This is a genomic window from Kocuria atrinae (genome assembly GCF_039531425.1).
GTDB classification, from domain to species: Bacteria; Actinomycetota; Actinomycetes; order Actinomycetales; family Micrococcaceae; genus Kocuria; species Kocuria atrinae.
This window is the reverse complement of sequence record NZ_BAAAQA010000008.1, coordinates 77,033-95,036: the sequence shown is the minus strand read 5'-3', so window position 1 is coordinate 95,036 and position 18,004 is coordinate 77,033. Positions and strand designations below refer to the sequence as shown.

Annotated in this window: 19 protein-coding genes; 14 read left to right on the top strand and 5 right to left on the bottom strand. The window is 64.4% G+C overall.

Annotated elements, in window-relative coordinates; translation table 11 throughout:
• Positions 1 to 3: 3 nt before the first annotated feature.
• From ABD283_RS05020 to ABD283_RS05010, 3 genes are all read right to left on the bottom strand, one after another.
• Positions 4 to 450 (bottom strand): hypothetical protein, encoded by a 447-nt coding sequence (locus ABD283_RS05020; RefSeq protein WP_344223902.1) that lies wholly within the window; start codon positions 448 to 450, stop codon positions 4 to 6.
• Between the two features lie 70 nt (positions 451 to 520).
• Positions 521 to 2,125, bottom strand: coding sequence for an ABC transporter permease (locus ABD283_RS05015; RefSeq protein WP_344223901.1), 1,605 nt, complete (start codon positions 2,123 to 2,125; stop codon positions 521 to 523).
• A complete protein-coding gene (locus ABD283_RS05010; protein WP_344223900.1) occupies positions 2,122 to 3,240 on the bottom strand; it encodes an ABC transporter ATP-binding protein in 1,119 nt (372 codons plus the stop codon). The genes ABD283_RS05015 and ABD283_RS05010 overlap by 4 nt, the downstream gene beginning before the upstream one ends.
• A gap of 113 nt (positions 3,241 to 3,353) precedes the next feature.
• Here ABD283_RS05010 and ABD283_RS05005 point away from each other — a divergent pair, with 113 nt between their 5' ends.
• A complete protein-coding gene (locus ABD283_RS05005; protein WP_344223899.1) occupies positions 3,354 to 3,755 on the top strand; it encodes a RidA family protein in 402 nt (133 codons plus the stop codon).
• Positions 3,756 to 3,894: 139 nt separating this feature from the next.
• Here the strand turns inward: ABD283_RS05005 and ABD283_RS05000 are convergent, their stop codons facing one another.
• Complete coding sequence (locus tag ABD283_RS05000; protein WP_344223898.1) at positions 3,895 to 5,772, bottom strand: AMP-binding protein; 1,878 nt, start codon at positions 5,770 to 5,772, stop codon at positions 3,895 to 3,897.
• A 150-nt stretch (positions 5,773 to 5,922) separates the two neighbouring features.
• Here ABD283_RS05000 and ABD283_RS04995 point away from each other — a divergent pair, with 150 nt between their 5' ends.
• The 4 genes from ABD283_RS04995 to ABD283_RS04980 all read left to right on the top strand — a co-directional run bounded on the left by ABD283_RS04995 (position 5,923) and on the right by ABD283_RS04980 (position 8,361).
• Positions 5,923 to 6,546 (top strand): thymidine kinase, encoded by a 624-nt coding sequence (locus ABD283_RS04995; RefSeq protein ID WP_344223897.1) that lies wholly within the window; start codon positions 5,923 to 5,925, stop codon positions 6,544 to 6,546.
• Between the two features lie 111 nt (positions 6,547 to 6,657).
• Entirely contained in the window at positions 6,658 to 7,239 is a 582-nt protein-coding gene (gene pyrE / locus ABD283_RS04990) for an orotate phosphoribosyltransferase (RefSeq protein ID WP_344223896.1), read from the top strand.
• The gene (locus ABD283_RS04985) at positions 7,220 to 7,882 is read left to right on the top strand and encodes a TrmH family RNA methyltransferase (RefSeq protein ID WP_425552800.1); all 663 of its coding nucleotides are present in this window, start codon (positions 7,220 to 7,222) and stop codon (positions 7,880 to 7,882) included. Before pyrE ends, ABD283_RS04985 begins: the two co-directional genes overlap by 20 nt.
• A gap of 323 nt (positions 7,883 to 8,205) precedes the next feature.
• Positions 8,206 to 8,361 (top strand): hypothetical protein, encoded by a 156-nt coding sequence (locus tag ABD283_RS04980; RefSeq protein WP_344223894.1) that lies wholly within the window; start codon positions 8,206 to 8,208, stop codon positions 8,359 to 8,361.
• 24 nt (positions 8,362 to 8,385) lie between these two features.
• Here ABD283_RS04980 and ABD283_RS04975 read toward each other — a convergent pair whose 3' ends face one another.
• Positions 8,386 to 8,988, bottom strand: coding sequence for a TetR/AcrR family transcriptional regulator (locus tag ABD283_RS04975; protein ID WP_344223893.1), 603 nt, complete (start codon positions 8,986 to 8,988; stop codon positions 8,386 to 8,388).
• A gap of 114 nt (positions 8,989 to 9,102) precedes the next feature.
• Between ABD283_RS04975 and ABD283_RS04970 the strand changes: the two genes are divergently transcribed.
• The 9 genes from ABD283_RS04970 (at position 9,103) to ABD283_RS04930 (ending at position 17,928) form a co-directional block, all read left to right on the top strand.
• On the top strand, positions 9,103 to 10,530 hold the full coding sequence (locus tag ABD283_RS04970; protein WP_344223933.1) for an FAD-dependent oxidoreductase: 1,428 nt from the start codon (positions 9,103 to 9,105) through the stop codon (positions 10,528 to 10,530).
• Between the two features lie 166 nt (positions 10,531 to 10,696).
• A complete protein-coding gene (locus tag ABD283_RS04965) occupies positions 10,697 to 11,266 on the top strand; it encodes a TetR/AcrR family transcriptional regulator (RefSeq protein ID WP_344223892.1) in 570 nt (189 codons plus the stop codon).
• Positions 11,263 to 11,994: a VC0807 family protein gene (locus ABD283_RS04960; RefSeq protein ID WP_344223891.1), complete on the top strand. Its 732-nt coding sequence runs from the start codon at positions 11,263 to 11,265 to the stop codon at positions 11,992 to 11,994. The genes ABD283_RS04965 and ABD283_RS04960 overlap by 4 nt, the downstream gene beginning before the upstream one ends.
• The gene (locus ABD283_RS04955) at positions 11,991 to 12,563 is read left to right on the top strand and encodes an alpha/beta hydrolase (RefSeq protein ID WP_344223890.1); all 573 of its coding nucleotides are present in this window, start codon (positions 11,991 to 11,993) and stop codon (positions 12,561 to 12,563) included. Before ABD283_RS04960 ends, ABD283_RS04955 begins: the two co-directional genes overlap by 4 nt.
• A 233-nt stretch (positions 12,564 to 12,796) precedes the next feature.
• Complete coding sequence (locus tag ABD283_RS04950; protein WP_344223889.1) at positions 12,797 to 13,063, top strand: hypothetical protein; 267 nt, start codon at positions 12,797 to 12,799, stop codon at positions 13,061 to 13,063.
• Between the two features lie 99 nt (positions 13,064 to 13,162).
• Complete coding sequence (fbaA, locus tag ABD283_RS04945) at positions 13,163 to 14,185, top strand: class II fructose-bisphosphate aldolase (RefSeq protein ID WP_344223888.1); 1,023 nt, start codon at positions 13,163 to 13,165, stop codon at positions 14,183 to 14,185.
• Positions 14,186 to 14,312: 127 nt separating this feature from the next.
• Positions 14,313 to 15,707, top strand: coding sequence for a M20 family metallopeptidase (locus ABD283_RS04940; RefSeq protein WP_344223887.1), 1,395 nt, complete (start codon positions 14,313 to 14,315; stop codon positions 15,705 to 15,707).
• Positions 15,708 to 15,779: 72 nt separating this feature from the next.
• The gene (locus ABD283_RS04935) at positions 15,780 to 17,414 is read left to right on the top strand and encodes an AbgT family transporter (RefSeq protein ID WP_344223886.1); all 1,635 of its coding nucleotides are present in this window, start codon (positions 15,780 to 15,782) and stop codon (positions 17,412 to 17,414) included.
• 91 nt (positions 17,415 to 17,505) lie between these two features.
• Complete coding sequence (locus ABD283_RS04930) at positions 17,506 to 17,928, top strand: DUF3151 domain-containing protein (RefSeq protein WP_344223885.1); 423 nt, start codon at positions 17,506 to 17,508, stop codon at positions 17,926 to 17,928.
• Positions 17,929 to 18,004 lie beyond the last annotated feature (76 nt).

Below are 18,004 nucleotides of genomic sequence, written 5' to 3'. Positions count from 1 at the left end.
TGCTCAGCCCTCGATCGAGTACCTGGCATTCAGGGCGGCCGCGAGTTCCTTCATGTTGATTTCCCGATCCGGGAATGATCGCGGTCGAACCTCTGACAGGTCGACAACGAACCAGTTGGCCCTTTCCACGATGTACACGGCACCGGAGGGGTCGGCGGCGCTCGCGGCGGCCGATCGGGCTTCCTGGTGCGTCTCCGAAGTTTGGAACCAGAGGATCTCCACGGAATTGGTGCACATGCAAGATTCGCCCGCGGGTTGAATGGAACTCGACATCGCGACCGGATCTCCGTGGGCATGGCTCGCACACCCAACGCGACCGTCCACCGCCCGGTAGACGTCATCCATGGAGCCGTAAGCAGGTAAGGCTTCGCTGGGAGTGCATGAGGCCGCGATGAACAGCATGCCCGTTGCTGAAGCGAGAAGCATTCGCTTCTTGACCAAGGAGTGCATGGTCGCCTCAATTCGTAGCTGAGGTGTATCGCCCGTTCGGGTCACCCAATCATCTCATAAGGCTGCTTACTTAATCTGTGGGAATGTCTCTGTGACGGAATGCGGCTACGGCCAGGGCTGTCGCAACAAGGGCGGCGGAGGAGACCAAGGTGAGCGCGGCGACGTCGGCGGGAGAATCGCTGGCGAGGTGGGCCACGTGCTGGAAGGGGGAGAGGTTCGCAAGCCACATGGGCAGGTTCAGAAGTGATCCCATGATGGCGACGACGAGTACGAACAACACCGGAACCCACGCCAGCACCGTGAAGCGGGGTGAAAGCGCGTAGAAAAGCACGGCGATTGAGCTAAAGAGCGCCAGTGCGGGCAGGTACGTGGCCCACGCGAGGAGAAGGCCCGAGTAGATGGCGGCAACGGAAATCACGGCGTCCGTGATGGCGGCAAGAACCAGAGTGCTCAGGAGTAGAACCACCGCGGAAATCACGAAGGAGAGCACCCACCAGCTCAGCAACCAACGCAATCGGGCGATCGGAAGCGACAGAGTTAGCTCGGTGCGCGCATCGGTTTCCTCACCGCGTAACCGGGATGCGAGCGCTACGGCCAGGGCCGCAGTACCGCAGGCCATGGTGGTCATCGCCAGGTCCAGGTAGCCCTGAACGGCCTGGTCCGATCCGCCCAGAAGCGTTTGATAGGCCGCCGGAAGGTCCGCGAACGAGTCGCGCATGGCCGGTGCCAGGGACCCATACGTCACGGCTAGAAGTATCAGTGCGATCAACCACGTGAGGTTGGAGGTCCGGGTAAGCCGGAACCCCAAAGACAGCGGGCCCCGCAGATGACCGGCCGCATGGGCCCGCCCGGAGCGTTGCGGCAGAAGACCGGCATCCAGGTCGCGGCGGGACTGCAGGGTCATGGCGGCGAGCGTGATGAGCAGTGCGAGTCCCACGGCCAGCACTAGCGGCCACCAGCGCAGATCCACAAACGCGCGCGTCTGCATGGACCAGGCAATGGGCGAGAACCAGGAGAGCCAACTGCCGCGGGGTTCCATGATGTCGCCCACGCCGCGGACCACCACGGCCACGCCCAGCACCGCCAGCCCGAGACCCACGGCGCTGCGGGGGCTGGAGGACAACTGTGCGCACAGCAACCCCACTGCCCCGAATACCAGCACCTGGACACCGATTCCCGCGCCAAAGGCCCAGCTGTCCTGGGCCGGAAGATCCAGTGTGAACATCGACCCGGCGGACACCAGCGCGATCAGTGCGGCGATGACGATCAGCATGAGCGTGGCCGCAGCCGGTGCCGCGTGCCGCCCCACGCGGGTGGATCGCAGCAGCTCGATTCGCCCGGCGGATTCCTCGCCGCGGGTGTGCCGCACCGCCGTTTGCAGGGCCATGATCGCGACAGCCACCACGATGAACAACGTGTACTCGTTGGCCATCATGGCGCCCACGGTGTAGTTATCCAGGCCGTAGCCGGGTCCGCCCATGAAGACGCCGCTGGGCTGACTCATGATCGTGGCGCGCACCTGGCGTTCCTCGGCGCTGGAGAAGACCTGCGCGAGTTCCTGACCGCCCCCGGCCAGCAGGAATCCAATGGCTACGACCCAAATGGGCAGCCGGATTCGGTCGCGTTTCAGGGCCAATCTCAGCAAGGTGCCCGTGCCTTGAAGTTCGCGTGTCATGACGGGTCCGGTTCCGCAGGCTTTCCAGGCGTGCGAGTCGCCACGCCGACGACGTCGCCCGCCCCAGTTGCCTGAGCGGCCTCACCGTGCGGGTCCGCACGGTAGTGGCGCATGAACAGCTCTTCGAGTGAGGCGGGGGTGACGTGCAGCTGCCGCACATGCAAACTGTGGAGCCCGGGAAGCATGCCCTGCAGCGCGGAGGGTTCCACCTGCCCCGTGATGTGGAACCCCTCGGCCATCTCGTGAACCTGCAACCCGTGCAGGCTCGCGGTGTCGCCGAGCAACCCGGGATCGTTGGCGGTGATTACCTCGATCGTGACTCGGGTCAGGTGGCGCATGTCCTCCAGTCGACCCTGCTCGACCACCGTGCCTTCGCGGATGATGGCCACGGTGTCGCACAGCTGCTCGACCTCGGAAAGGATGTGGCTGGACAGCAGCACGGACACACCCTCGGCTCGCCGTTGTCTCACGACGTCCTGGAACTCCCGCTCCATGAGGGGGTCCAGCCCGGAGGTCGGTTCGTCCAGGACCAGCAGCTCGGCGTCCGAGGCGAGCGCGGCAATCAGCGCGACCTTTTGCCGGTTGCCCTTGGAATACGCGCGGGCCTTTTTGCGGGGATCCAGCTGGAACCGTTCGATCAGCTCCTCGACGGCGCCGTCCCGCGTTCCGCCGCGCATCCGGCACAGTAGATCGATGCATTCGCCACCGGTCAGTCCGGGCCACAGGTTCACATCGCCGGGAACATAAGCGAGGTGACGGTGAGCTTCCACAGCGTCACGCCAGGCATCGCGACCGAGTACGGTCGCGGTGCCCGAGTCCGCACGCAGCAGCCCCAGCAGGATGCGTATGGTTGTCGACTTTCCCGACCCGTTGGGGCCCAGGAATCCCGCAATCACACCGCGCGGAATCCGTAGATCCACCCCATTGAGCACGTGGGCTTTCCCGAACGATTTGTGGATTCCTTGCAGGTCCACGGCCAAATCGGTGGGATCGGGCGGCTCCACCGTCCGGGCCGCTGTGCCGACGCCGCGCTCGCCGTGACCCTCGCGCTCACCCGGCGGGGCGGCGTCGTCAAAGGAAGATGTGGCTGCTCGGTGACGCGGGTGGGAAGACATGATGCGGAGCCTCAGGCAGACGATTTACGAAAAGCGATACCTCCATGTTGCACCCGTCACAAGGGTTTGGGAGGGTTGAGGCGGATTTATCTTTCCCTTCTTCAGGAGTGCTCATGCCCCGCCGCCAGAGAATCGTTCCGTCCTGCCTGCCCGCTCACGTCGCGGACAACAACGCCTATTCCTACGGTGTGCTGGACGGTGACACCTTGCACGTGTCCGGCATGGTGGCGTTCGCCCCGGACGGCTCCTACGTGGGCGAGGGCAACATCACCGCCCAGGCCACCCAGGTCTTCGACAACCTGCAGGCCGTGGTGGTCGAGGCCGGCGGCACCCTCGAGGATGTTGTTTCCACGACCACCTACTTGGCCTCCGCGGACTACGCGGGCGCGGTGGGCGAGGTGCGCAAGAAGTACTTCACCGGCGACGTCCCGCCCACCTCCACCGTGGTGGTCGCCCCCATGGCGCGCGAGCAGTTCATGGTCGAGGTCTCCGCGATCGCACGGATCGCCGAGTAGGAACGACGACGCCGCTGCGGCACCGTCCCGCGCGGCACGTTCGGTGCCGTGCGTGCGGCCTTCGACCTTAGGTGCGCCACGCACTGCGGCGCACGGTCCAGCGCTTGCCGCGCCGAGGTCCGCTACTTACCTGTTCTGACTACTTGCCGCGCAGTGAGGGGAAGTCGGTGTCCGCGTACTCCACGTGCTCACCGGCAGGCGCGGCGCCGGCGGCCGGGTGCAGCCGGGACTCGCGGTCGCGCAGTTCCACGCGGCGGATCTTGCCGGAAATGGTCTTGGGCAGTTCGAAGAATTCCAGGCGGCGCACGCGCTTGTACGCGGCCAGGTTCACGCGGCAGTGGTGCAGGATGCTCTCGGCGGTTTCAGCGTTCGGTTCGTGGCCGTTGCCCAGCACCACGTAGGCCTTGGGTACGGCCAGGCGAATGGGGTCAGGTGACGGAACCACGGCGACTTCGACCACGGCCGGGTGCTCGATCACCACGGACTCCAGTTCGAAGGGGGAGAGCCGGTAGTCGGAGGCCTTGAACACGTCATCGGCGCGGCCCACGTAGGTGAAAACGCCGTCCTCGTCCTGGGAGACCACGTCGCCGGTGTGGTAGACGCCGTTACGGAATGCCTCGGCGGTCTTCTCCGGATCCCCGTGATACCCCGGGGTCAGGCTGATGGGGCGGGGATCCAGGCGCAGGCACAGCTCGCCCTCGTCGGTGCGTTCCTCGCCGGTGGCAGTATCGATGAGCACGGTCTCGTAACCGGGCAGTGCGCGGCCCATGGCTCCCGGCTTGACCGGCATTCCAGGGGTGTTCGCGATCTGCAGTGAGGATTCGGTCTGACCGAAGCCGTCACGGATGTCCGTGCCCCAGGCCTTCTTCACCCGCGAGATGATTTCCGGATTCAGCGGTTCACCGGCGGACACCGTTTTCTGCGGCGGGTTCTTCAAATGGCTCAGGTCGGACTGGATCAGCATGCGCCACACGGTGGGTGGTGCGCAGAAGGAGGTCACGCCCTCGCGGTCCATTTGATCCATCAGCGCGGTGGCATCGAACCGTGAGTAGTTATAGAGGAACACCGTGGCACCGGCAATGAATGGCGCATAGAAATTGGACCACGCGTGCTTTCCCCAGCCCGGGGAAGCCACGTTCAGGTGCACGTCGCCGGGCTCCAAGCCGATCCAGTACATGGTCGACAGGTGCCCCACGGGATAGGTGATGTTCGTGTGCTCCACCAACTTGGGCAGCGACGTGGTGCCGGAGGTGAAGTACAACAGCAGCGGATCATCCGCCGGTGAGGGCTCGAGCACCTCGAAGGTATCCGGACCCGAATAGGAGTCCGCGAAATGGATGACCGGGTGCTCACCCACGGTGGAGGAACGCTCGGGACGCGAAGCGGCGTCGTCGTCGGTCTGAGAATCGCCCCGGGAGTTGGAAGGTGCGGCCGGGTTGCTCGGCAACACGGAGGGTGGGACGGGTTTGCGGAAGTCGGGCTGGTCGTCGACCTCGATGATCGTGAAGTCGCCGGCGACCTCGGCGAATTTTTGCGCGTTGGTGTGGGAGGTGACCACCCACTTGGCCTTGCCGCGTTCCACGCGATCGCGCAGGTCGGCGGGGCCGAGCATCACGGTGGTGGGGATCATGGGCGCGCCGAGCTTGGTGCACGCAAGCATGGTTTCCCACAGCTCCACCTGGTTACCGAGCATGAGGATCACGCGGTCACCGCGCTGCACACCCTGGCCACGCAACCACGTGGCAAGCTGCGAAGACCGCACGGAGAGATCGCGGTAGGTCCGGCGGGTTTCGGTGCCGTCCTCTTCGACGATGACGAGAGCCTCGCGGTCTGCTTCTTCGCCGTGGCCGAGCGCGTCGAACCAGTCGAGGGCGAAGTTGAAGTGCGTGAACCGGGGCCACTCGAACTCGCGGTGAGCGGCGTCTAGATCCGTGCGCAACCGCAACAACTGATCCCTGGCGGCGCGAAACTGCTCCGTAACGGACCGGGTGGAATCGGATGAGGTGGGAAGAGTCATGACGTCCTCACTTGGCTGTCCGGCGCGGACCGCGGCCCGGTTCACCGGACCCTCGCGGTCATCAGTGACCTAAACGTACTGCACGTGGAGGCCGGGGGATGCGATGGTGACGAAGTTTTGACGCCACCCCGAGCGATAGACTGTCCCATCGTGGCCAAGCTCTATTTCCGCTACGGCGCGATGAACTCCGGAAAATCCACGGGTCTGCTGCAGGCGGCCTACAACTACGAAGAACGCGGGCAACGCGTGTTGCTCGCCAAACCCCAGGTCGATACCAAAGGCGAGGACCAGATCCTGTCCCGCCTGGGTGTCACGCGCACGGTGGACTTCCTGATCCCCCATGGCGCGAGTGTGCTCGAGCTTTTCAATCGTTACGCGACCGGTGACGACCCCGAGGCGCTTCTCGAACACGTGGACGCCAAACCCGTCGCGTGCCTGCTGATCGACGAGGCGCAATTTCTCGAGATCGATCAGGTGGATGACCTGTTACGAATCGCGGTTCTCCACAACGTTCCGGTCATGGCCTATGGCATCCGCACGGATTTCCGCACCCAGGCGTTCCCGGGCTCGGCCCGCCTCATGGAGCTCGCCCACTCCCTGGAGGAGCTCAAAACCATTTGTCGCTGCGGACGCAAGGCTGTGTTCAACACCCGCAAGGTGGGGGAGCAGTTCGTGTTCGAAGGCGATCAGGTCGCCATCGACGGCGTCGAGGTCACCTACGAGTCCCTGTGCGGGCAGTGCTACCTCACCGAGTCCGGTGGTCGTCTGGGCTGACGGCTCGATTTAAGTAGCCGATGCCGCCTGGGTGCCTTGCCTGCACAAGGTTGCCGAGCGGCGTCGTCACCGACCGTTCTCAAACCCGCCCGGGGACGTAAGCTGGACGCCATGAGCACCAATTTCTCCCCCGTGGATCTGGACACCGCTCGCGAGCGACTGCGCGACCTCATCAAGGGCCTGGCCATCGTGCGCGGAAACGTGACGCTGGCCAGCGGAATCCAGGCCGATTACTACGTGGATCTGCGCCGCGTGACCCTGCATCACGAGGCCTCGCGCTACGTCGGTCAGGTCATGCTCGGCTTGCTGGACAAGGCCGGTATCGAGTTCGACGCCGCCGGGGGCCTCACCATGGGCGCGGACCCGGTCGGTCACGCCATCATGCGCACCGCCGGTGATCAGGGCCGCGAGATCGACACGTTCGTGGTGCGCAAGGCACAGAAGTCCTACGGCATGGGCCGTCAGGTGGAGGGCCCCAGCGTGGTGGGTCGCAACGTGGTGGTCGTCGAGGACACCTCGACCACCGGTGGCTCCGCGCTGACCGCGGTGGAAGCCCTGCAGAAGGCCGGCGCGAACGTGGTGGCGGTGGCTGTGATCGTGGACCGCCGCACGGGTGCCAAGGAGCGCATCGAAGAATACGCGGGAGTGCCCTGCCTGTACGCCTACTCGAAGGATGAGCTGGGGCTTGACTGACCCGGCCACCACTTCTGAATCCAATGTCGAACACGTGGTGGGCGTGGGCCCATGGGAAGGTCCGTGGCCGGAAGGTGACCACTGGGACCGTGAGTTACTCGAGAACGGGGATCGTCGCAACGTCGCGGACGGTTACCGCTACTGGGCCATGGACGCGATCATCGCGGACCTGGACACGCGGCGTCATGAATTCCACGTGGCTGTGGAGAACTGGGAGCACGACTTCAACATCGGTTCCGTGGTGCGCACCGCCAACGCGTTCCTAGCGCGCGAGGTCCACATCGTCGGACGACGCCGCTGGAACCGTCGCGGAGCCATGGTCACCGACCGCTACCAGCACGTTCGCCATCACCCCTCCGTGCCGGAGTTCATCGAGTGGGCGAAGTCCGAGGGGCTGCCGGTACTGGCCATCGACAATGTTCCGGGATCGGTGCTGATCGAGACGTTCGACCTGCCCAAAAAGTGTGTTCTGGTGTTCGGCCAGGAGGGCCCGGGGGTGTCCCCGGAAGTCATCGAGGCCGCAGACGCTGTGTTGGCCATCGAGCAGTTCGGTTCCACTCGTTCCATCAACGCCGGCGCCGCCGCGGCCGTGGCGATGCACGCGTGGATCCGTCGGCACGTGTTCGAGCAGCCTGTCGACTGAGTCGTTCGTCTTCATCTCCGCGGTGCGACGCGGGCGACCTGCTTCGTGCTGAATCGCCACCGTGAACATCTGAGGCGCTGGTTTGCAGAGAAAATTTTCCGGGCAGAGGTTCGCGCGGAAATGGCAATTTTTTTGCGAACTCGCGCCTTAAATGTCGGGGTTCACGGCGGATATTAGAAACCCTGACGCAGATCTCCAAGGAATCGGGTTTTGCCGTCTCACTACGGCAAATGCCCCTGATAACATCACCCTTTAAGGGGATAGCCCCTTAGTTACTCCTCGGTTAGTGTGGGCCACATCTCATCTGGATAACGGAGGTTTCCGTGGCACACAGACCTAGTTCAACCCGTGCGACCATCCGCTGGAAGGGTGTGCTTGTGGCCGTTGCGGGTGCGTGTTTGATCATGGCCAACATGAACCCTGCGCACCCGGATGATAACGGGCTGCAGGTTGCGGCCGCAGCTTCGGTCATCGTGTGAGTTCCCCCGGAGCGGATTGACGCTTCAGTCCAGGCCGAGCGCAGCGCGCGCCGTGCGGAGAGCGACCTTGGCATAGTCCGGGTCGCCCGTGCCTGCGGCGGTCGAAATGGCACCTTCCATGAGCACGAACAGTGAACCACCGGCTTCGGTTGAGCCGCCGATGCGGTCCATGTAGGAGCGCACATGGCGATCGTGGTCCCGGATCACCTCCTGGGCTTCTTCGCTCAGACGTTGGCCGCGGGTGTTGGCGATACCGCAGCCAACGAAATCCGGAGTGGCGAACCAATCGCCCAGCCAGGTGAACAGTGCGGCAACGGCGGCCGTTCGAGCGGAATCCTCCAGAGCGTCGTCGTTGAGAATGTCGGGAACTGCATCGGCCACGGATCCTTCCAGCGAGCGGGTCCACCCGGCGTGAGTCGACCGAAGATAGGCCGTGACCAGCGATTCCTTGGAGGGGTAGTGGGCGTAGAGTGCTTTGAGGCTCACGCCGGCCAGCTGGCGGATGTCTTGAATCGAGACGTTGCCGATTCCGCGGCGATAGAACAGGTGCGCGGCCGCGCGGAGGATGGGGTCATCCGTGAGTTCGGCGTGGGCGGCAAGTGGGGCAAGGTCGGCTGTCTCGGTCACGGTTCTGAGGTGCCCCTTTGCGTGGAGAATAGTGATTCTCTATGCTAGCGGGAGAACGACCATTCTCCGAGCGATTCGGTTCGGGCCGAGAGAAGAAGGAACCCCGTGAACGCCATGCCGTCCGTAGCCGCCACCGACACCTCCGAGCAGGAGGTGCAGGAGCCCCGCCGTCTGGACGTGGATGTTCTGGTTATCGGTTGGGGCAAGGGTGGCAAGACGTTCGCCGGGAAGATGGCCGCCGCCGGTAAGAGCGTGGTCATGGTCGAGCAAAGTGCCGCGATGTACGGCGGCACGTGCATCAACATCGGCTGCGTGCCCACCAAAACGCTGATCCACTCGGCTTCCGAGAAGCGCGCGGCGGACGGCGATCAGAAGTTCTTCGAGGACGCCGTCGGCTATCGAGATTCCCTGATCGGCAAGCTCAACAACGTGAACTTCCATATGCTCGCGGACCAGGACACCGTGACCGTGGTGGACGGCCGCGCACGCTTCGTGGGTCCCCGCGAGGTCGAGGTCACCCCGTCCGCGGGTGGCCGTGGCCTGGCCGAGTATCTGCGCATCACCGCCGAGACCGTGGTCATCAACACCGGCGCTACACCGGTCATGCCGCCCATCGACGGCATCGACCTGCCCGGCGTCTATGACTCCACCTCCATCCAGCACGCGGAGCCGTTCCCGCAGCGCCTGGCGATCATCGGCGGTGGTCCCATCGGCCTGGAGTTCGCCTCGATGTTCAGCAATTTCGGATCGCAGGTCACCGTGATCGCCCGCGGCGAGACGATCTTGCCGAACGAGGACGACGACGTGCGCGGCGTCGTCGTCGACGTGTTGACCAACGCGGGAATCACGCTACGAACGGACGCGTCTGCGGACGCGATCAAGGCGCGCGACGGCGCGCTGGCCGTTGCCTTGTCCGGTGGCGAGTCCATCGATGCCGACGCCGTTCTGGTCGCCACCGGGCGCAAGCCCGCCACCGAGGGGCTCAACTTGGCAGCGGCTGGCGTCGAGGTCGATGACAAGGGTGCGGTGGTCGTGGACGATCACCTGCGCACAACGGCCGAGGGCGTCTATGCCATGGGTGACGTGCACGGCGGCCCGCAGCAGACCTACCTGTCCCTGGATGACAGCCGCGTGGTCATGAGCGCGTTGACCGGGGATGGCTCGCGGCCCGTGTCCTCGCGCGTGGCCGTGCCGACCACCACGTTCTTGACGCCGCCGCTGTCGGCTGTGGGTATGACCGAAGGTGCAGCTCGGGAGGCCGGGCGCTCCGTGAAGGTCGCGACTGCCATGGTGGCCGACATCAAGGCCATGCCCCGCCCCAAGGCCGTGCAGGATCCGCGCGGCGTGATCAAGTTTGTCGTCGATGCCGAAACCGACCAGGTGCTGGGCACCCGGTTGTTCCACGTGGATTCGCAGGAGGTCATCAACCTGGTGGCGCTGGCAATGCGCGCCGGGGTGACCGCGAGCGAACTGCGTGACGGTATCTGGACGCACCCCTCTTCCGCTGAAGCCCTGAACGAGGTTCTGGGCCAGCTGGAGTAAGACCGGGCGCCCCCGCGGTCGGGCGGGGGCGTTCCTGCTTGAGTTTCGGATAAGGGTAGCTCTATCCGTATCTGACCGATCGGTCTACGATTAGACCATGCGGTCAAACAGTGTGCAGACAGGCTCGAATCCCACCTTCACCGAATCGGCTCGGCGGACTCAGATCATGAAGTGCGCCATCGAGGTGTTGGCGGAGTCTGGCTATTCGGGCGCGTCACTCGCGGAAATTGCGCGGCGGGCCGGGATCAGCAAGAGCGTGGTGCTGTATTACTTCTCCGGCAAGGACGATCTGCTGTCCAGCGTGGTTTTCGACGTGTACGGGCGAGCGGGCCAAGCCATCGCGGAGGCGCTGTCCCACGAGACGAGCCCCGGCGAAAAAATCGCGGCCTACGTGCGGACCAACCTGCACTTCCTGGAAGAACACGCGGCCGAAATCCGAGCCGTGGTGGAGATCGTCTCCAACGCTCGCGGGGCGGACGGCACTCACAGTTTTGTTCCTCAGGGGGAAGACCCGGTGCTGGCGCACCTCGAGGAACTTTTGCGCGAGGGGCAGGGCAGCGGGGACTTCCGAGAGTTCGATGCGCATTACCTGGCCATCATCATCAGGAGCGCGATCGACACCGCGTCCGGGCGCTTGGTCGTTGACCCGTCGTTCTATCTGGGCGCTTACACCCGCGAACTTCTCTCCGTGGTGGAGCTCGCGACAGGCACTCACCGAACCGAGGATTCATCATGAAACGCATTGCGAAACCACCGCCGGTAGAACGTGATTCTCCGGTTCCCGATCAGCCTCCGCCTGTTCCGGGCAAGCCGCCGCCTGAGCGACGCAAGAAAGCCCTGGCCGGAATGATTGGTATCGACCTGGTTCTACCTTTCGCCATCTACTACGGGTTGCGGTTGGCGGGCGCGGATCCGTGGTTGGCGCTCATGCTCGGTGCCGTGGGGCCGCTAATCCGCATCGCCGTCACCACCGTCCGCACCCGCCGGATCGACCGACTGGGCGTCTTCACTCTCAGCATCCTGGCCATCGGAACGGCCGTGGGGATGTTCAGCGCCGACCCCCGGCTTTTGCTGGCCCGGGAAAGTTGGCTCACCGCGCTCATCGGCCTCTGGATCTTGATCTCCCTGGCCGGCCGCCGCCCAGTCCTGTTCGAAGCCACCATTGCGGTTATGCCTGCCGACGCCGCCGCCCAGTGGGAGCACGACTGGGACACCAACCCGTTCTTCCGGAAAATCTTCCGCACCATGACCCTCGCCTGGGGGCTGGCCTTCATCCTGGACGCCGTAGCTCGCGTGATCATGGCCTACACGCTGCCCATTGACGTGGTGCCCATCGCGAGCATCGGCCTGCTGCTGGTCATGCTCTTCGCGATCGTTTACGGCACCAAGTTCTATGCGGGGCGGAAACTGGCCACAGACGGGCCGCGGCAGTCTTCCTCGACTGAAACGAGAGGTGCGTTGTGAGTTCCCCCGAGAACCCGGCAACCACAACTACTTTTGCGCTCATCCCACCCGCAGCGAGCACGCCCTGGCGCTGGCACCTGGTGGCCGATGAACTGCGCGCACGGGGGCACGGCGTGATCACCGTGGAACTTCCGTGCGCCGATGACTCGGCCGGCCTTGAGGCATATGCGGACATCTCAGCACACGCCATTGGCGATGCCCGGGACGTGGTCATTGTCGCCCAGTCGTTAGGTGCCTACACGGGGACGCTCATTGCAGACCGGGTAAACGCCCAACTGCTCATCCTGCTGACGCCCATGATCCCCCTCCCGGGGGAGTCGCCGGGCGACTGGTGGGAGAACACTGGCTATGCACAGGCCCGGCAAGAGCAGGCTGTGCGGCGCGGATGGGCACCGGAGCAGGATGACGATCCACAGAATGTCTTCTTACACGAGCTCTCCGATTACATGGTCGAAGAGGTTACGGCGCACGCGGTCGGCCAGTCAGGACGCCCGTTCCAGGACCCACTGCCGCTCGAGACGTGGCCTAACACCCCAACTCGGGTGCTGATCTGCCGGGACGACAGGTAGTTTCCCGTAGATTTCCTCCGGAAACTGACCAGGGAACGTTTGCACATCGATCCAGACGAAATGGGTGGCGAGCACCCCGTCGCGCTCAGTAGGCCGGTGGAACTCGCGGACAAGCTCGAGGAGATCTGGCGGGATGAGTTGTAGCTGCGAAACTTCAGCCCGGTGGCGGATGTGCTGACCCGCCGTGACAGCGGATGATCGAAGTACGAGAACATCGATCAAAGGAGAACCCCGTGAACCAGTTCGTCGTCATCGTCGAAGGTGATTTCCGCAGTAGCAACTTGAACTACAAGGTTCGCCGCTCGAACCCGCTTTCGCACGAAGAAGCCCAGGCGCTGTTCGACCGCGTGGTGCGCGGTGAGGAAGAAGACCTGTTGAAGCCCAAGAAGGACAGTTTGTTGGTCCGGACTGCGGAGAACCAGGTGTGCCGTTTCTGGACGTCGATGACGCGGAGCGAATCCATGGACCGGATCACGCTGGCGGAAGTGATTTCTCAGTGACTCTCACGAAAGTGTGAATCTCCCGTCCACTAGACTTGAGAGCAGGCCCACAGGCCACGGCTCAACCGTGCATCGGGAATCCAGTAGAAGGAGCACTTCATGCCCATCGCAACCCCTGACGTTTACGCCGAGATGATCGACCGGGCCAAGGAAAGGGGCTTTGCCTACCCGGCCATCAACGTGACCTCATCCCAGACCCTGAACGCCGCAATCCGCGGCTTCGCAGAGGCCGGTTCGGACGGCATCATTCAGGCGTCGACCGGCGGTGCCGCCTACTGGTCCGGTTCCTCGGTCAAGGACATGGTCACCGGTTCGCTGGCCATGGCCGCGTTCGCCCGCGAGGTCGCCAAGAACTACGACGTCAACATTGCCCTGCACACCGACCACTGCCCCCAGGACAAGCTCGAGGGCTTCGTGCTGCCGCTGTTGGCCGAGTCGGAGAAAGCCGTTGCTCGCGGTGAGGACCCCATCTTCCAGTCGCACATGTGGGATGGTTCCGCGATCGAGCTGGACGAGAACCTTAAGATTGCCCAGGAGCTGTTGGAGCGCACCAACAAGGCCAAGATCGTTCTCGAGGTCGAGATCGGTGCCGTCGGCGGCGAGGAAGACGGCGTGGTCGGCGAGATCAACGACACCCTGTACACCACCGTCGAAGATGGCATGAAGACCATCGAAGCTTTGGGCGCCGGTGAGAAGGGCCGCTACATCACCGCTCTGACCTTCGGCAACGTCCACGGCGTGTACAAGCCCGGCAACGTGAGCCTGCGTCCGGAACTGCTCAAGCAGATCCAGGACGAGGTCGGTGCCAAGATCGGCAAGGATCGACCGTTCGACCTGGTCTTCCACGGCGGCTCCGGTTCCAGCGCGCAGGAAATCGCGGACGCGGTCTCCTACGGCGTGATCAAGATGAACGTGGACACTGACACCCAGTACGCGTTCACCCGCCCCGTCGCTGGCTTCATGTTCGACAACTACGACGGCGTCCTGAAGATCGACGGTGAGGTCGGTAACAAGAAGAAGTACGACCCCCGCGTGTGGGGTGCCGAGGCCGAGACCGGCATGGCCACACGCGTGGTCGAGGCCTGCCAGAACCTCGGTTCCGCAGGTACCTCCATCAAGTAAGTCCCGTTTCACCCAACCGGTGCCCCGCGCGTTCTCGCGCGGGGCACCGCGTTGTTTAAGGCCGACGACGCCGCCGCACCGCTTCATTCCCGCGCGTGATCCGGATCACTTGTTACGCTCCCTGATCATGGGAACGAGCCACGCAGACCACGAGACTCCTGACCGGTCCTCCGGCGATCTGACGGTCAGCCCGGAACCTTCGCGCGCGTATCTTGAGCAGCTCGAACGGGACACCGAGCGCCGCAAGGACGAGCTGGAACATCATCTGTCCGATCATGCGGGCGCTGCGGAGGAGCTGCACGAGCGCCTGGAATCCCTGGTCGATGACCAGACGGCCGGCCTGCATCGCGTGCTGCACGAATTGCACGAACACCCGGAGACGGCGTTCCAGGAGCACTTTGCCGTGCAGCTGATCGTGGATTACCTCAAGTCCCACGGGATCGCGGCCGAAAACCCCGCCTTCGGACTGGATACCGCCATCCGTGCGGAGATCGCCTCCGACGACTTCGACCCGCAGCGCCACCGCACCATCGCGATCATGTCCGAGTACGACGCCCTACCCGGCATCGGCCACGGCTGCGGCCACAACGTGATTGCCGTGACCGGCCTGGGCGCCTTCGTTGCCCTCGTGGGACTCATCCGCGACAACCCCTCCGCGTTCTCCGGGAGGGTGGTCTATCTGGGCACGCCGGCGGAAGAGGGCGAGGGCGGCAAGGAGATCATGGCCCGGGCGGGTGCGCTGGAAGGCATCGACGCGGCCGCCATGGTGCACTCCTACCCCACGGACCTCGTGGATCAGGTCTGGCTGGGACGCCGCCAGTGCACTGTACACTACCGCGGTCGGGCCGCCCACGCGTCGTCGCACCCCTTCATGGGGCGCAACGCGCTCGACGCCGCCGTGCTCGCGTACCAGGGCCTGGGTCTCTTGCGACAGCAGACACCACCGACCGACCGCATCCACGCCGTGCTGCCCGAGGGTGGGGAACGGCCGAACATCATCACCGAATCCGCCACTCTGCAGCTGTATGTGCGCTCTCAGCGGCCGGAAACGCTCAAGGCACTGTCCGAACGCGTCACCGAAATCCTGCAGGGAGCTGCTTTGATGGCCGGGGTGGGCGTGGAGATCGACTGGGACTCGTCGCCGGCCACGCTGCCTGTGCTGGGCAACGCGCCGCTGTCCGACCGCTGGGTCCTGGCCCAGCGACGTCGTGGGCGCGACCCGTACCCGGCGGGCACGGTCTCCGAGGTGCTGGCGGCATCCACAGATTTCGGCAATGTCAGCTACCGCATCCCGGGAATCCATCCTCTGATCAGCATCACCGACCAGGACATGGGGCTGCACACCCGAGATTTCGCGGCCGCGGCGGCCACCCCACTCGCCGAGAACGCGGGGGTCGACGGCGCATACGGCCTGGCAGCGGTGGCCCTCGACTACCTGGTCGATGACACTCTCGCCCAGCACGTCACCGAAGATTTCCACGCTAACGGCGGCGGTATCGCCGTGGAGAACTACTTCGACTGAGCCGGATTCGTCCGGGTAGCACGCAGAAAAGATCCACCGGAATTATTGGCCACTGACCATCATGGAGTGCACATGAACGCCACCGCGACCAAGAAATCGAGTCTGGGGGACAGGGTCCTCACGGGTATCGAGAGGGTCGGCAACAAGCTGCCCGAACCGTTCGCCCTGTTCACGATTCTTTTCCTGATCACCGCGATCGTGTCCACGGCCATGGCGTGGGACAATGTGATCGTCACGGTTCCGGGTACCGATGAGCCCCTGGCTATCAAGGGTTTGTTCACCGGTGAGGGCATCGCGTGGTTCACCTCAACCCTGGGTGACAATTACATCGGCTTCCCGCCGCTGGTCACTGTGGCCACCATTCTGCTGGCCATTGGTATTGCGGAGAAGTCCGGGTTCCTGGCGGCAGCGATCCGTTACACAATCGGGAGCGCGCCCCGCTGGCTGTTGCCCTACACCGTGGGTTTCGTGGGCGTGGTCGGCTCCATCATGGCGGACTCCGCGTTCGTGGTGATCCCGCCGCTGGCCGCGCTCGCCTTCAAGGCTGCCGGACGGCACCCCGTGGCCGGTCTATTGGGTGGCTTTGCCGCGGCCGGTGCCGGTTACTCGACCAATATCTTCCCGACGTCGCTCGACGCCCTGTTCGCGGGCATCACCAACGCTGTGATCCCCACGGTGCCCGCGCTCGCGGAGAACGCGACCGAGGTCAACCCGATCTCCAACTACTACTTCAACATCGTCTCGGCGCTCGTGCTCTCCGTGATCGCCGGTTGGGTGATCGACAAGATTGTGGAACCGCGCATCCAGCGTTCCAACGTGTCCACCGAAGAGGTCAACCCAGAGACCGCTCAGTTGATGACCGACACCCGCTCCATGCGAATCGTGGGCGACGAGCAGACAGTGAGCGAGTCCCAGGAGCCCAAGACGGAAGCGGCGTTGTCCCCGCGGGAGAAGAAGGCGCTGATCTGGGCTTGCGTGACGTTTGCGTTGATCGGCGTGGCCATGGTGATCTTCGCGCTGCTGCCCAATTCCCCGTGGCGTAATGAAGACGGCAACTTCCTCCCGGCCTCCCCGCTGCTGGCGTCCATCGTGTTCATCATCTTCGTGTTCTTCTCGGTGAGCGGCTATGTGTACGGGCGCATCGCCGGCTCCATCCGGGGCTTCAAGGACGTCCCGGTCATGATGGGCGAGGCGCTCAAGGACATGACGTCCTTCCTGGTGCTGGCGTTCATCCTGGGCCAGTTCATTGCGCTGTTCAACTGGTCCGGAATCGGCTCGTGGATTGCCGTGACCGGTGCGACGGCGCTGCAGAACGTGGGCGTCACCGGGTTCCCCGTGATCATCGGCTTCATTCTGCTGTGCTCGCTGCTGAACCTGTTCATCATTTCCGGGTCGTCCATGTGGACCCTCATGGCGGCGGTCTTCGTGCCCATGTTCGGCATCCTGGGCTTTGAACCCGCGTTCATCCAGGCGGCCTTCCGCGTGGGCGACTCCGCCACCCAAGTGATGACTCCGCTGAACCCGTACATGGTGGTGCTGCTGGCCATGCTCCGGAAGTACGAACCGGAGGCCGGCCTCGGTACGGTCATGGCCCGCATGATCCCGTTTGTGGTGCCCTTCTGGGCGGCGTGGACCGTGATCCTCATGGTCTTCTACTTCTTCAACCTGCCGCTGGGTCCGGGTGTGGGGATCATGATCGAGCAGTAAGTCACGCCGGGCGCGAAAGGCCGCGAGCGGCGTCGGCAGCCCTGCGTAGAGTGGGCAGCAGACCGCATCACGAACGTGGAAAGGAACCACCGTGGCACTCGTTGGCAAGAACCTTCTGGACGGACCGGAGCCCACCTACCTGGAGGAGAACCCCCAGCTGACCGCGCGCTTCGACGCGGGGGACGAAGCCGAGGATCTCGCCGCCGCGTTCCCCAAGGAGCAGCTGCCGTGGGCCATCCTCGCTGAAGAGGCACTCGCGGACGGCCGCACGCTGGAGGGCTACGCCTACGCTCGCGTGGGCTACCACCGCGGTCTGGACGCCCTGCGCGGCCACGGCTGGAAGGGCCACGGGCCGGTGCTGTACTCCCACGAACCGAACCGCGGATTCCTACGAGCACTCGCTGCGCTGGGCAAGGCTGCCGCGCAGATCGGCGAAATGGACGAGGCCGCCCGCATCGAGAAGTTCCTGGATGACTCCGATCCGGAGGCCGCCGGGCAGATCGCGCAGCGCTAACACCGGTGGAATGACCGGGTGAACATTCGAGGCAGAGATCCACACCAGGATCTCTGCCTCGAACATTTCTGGCACA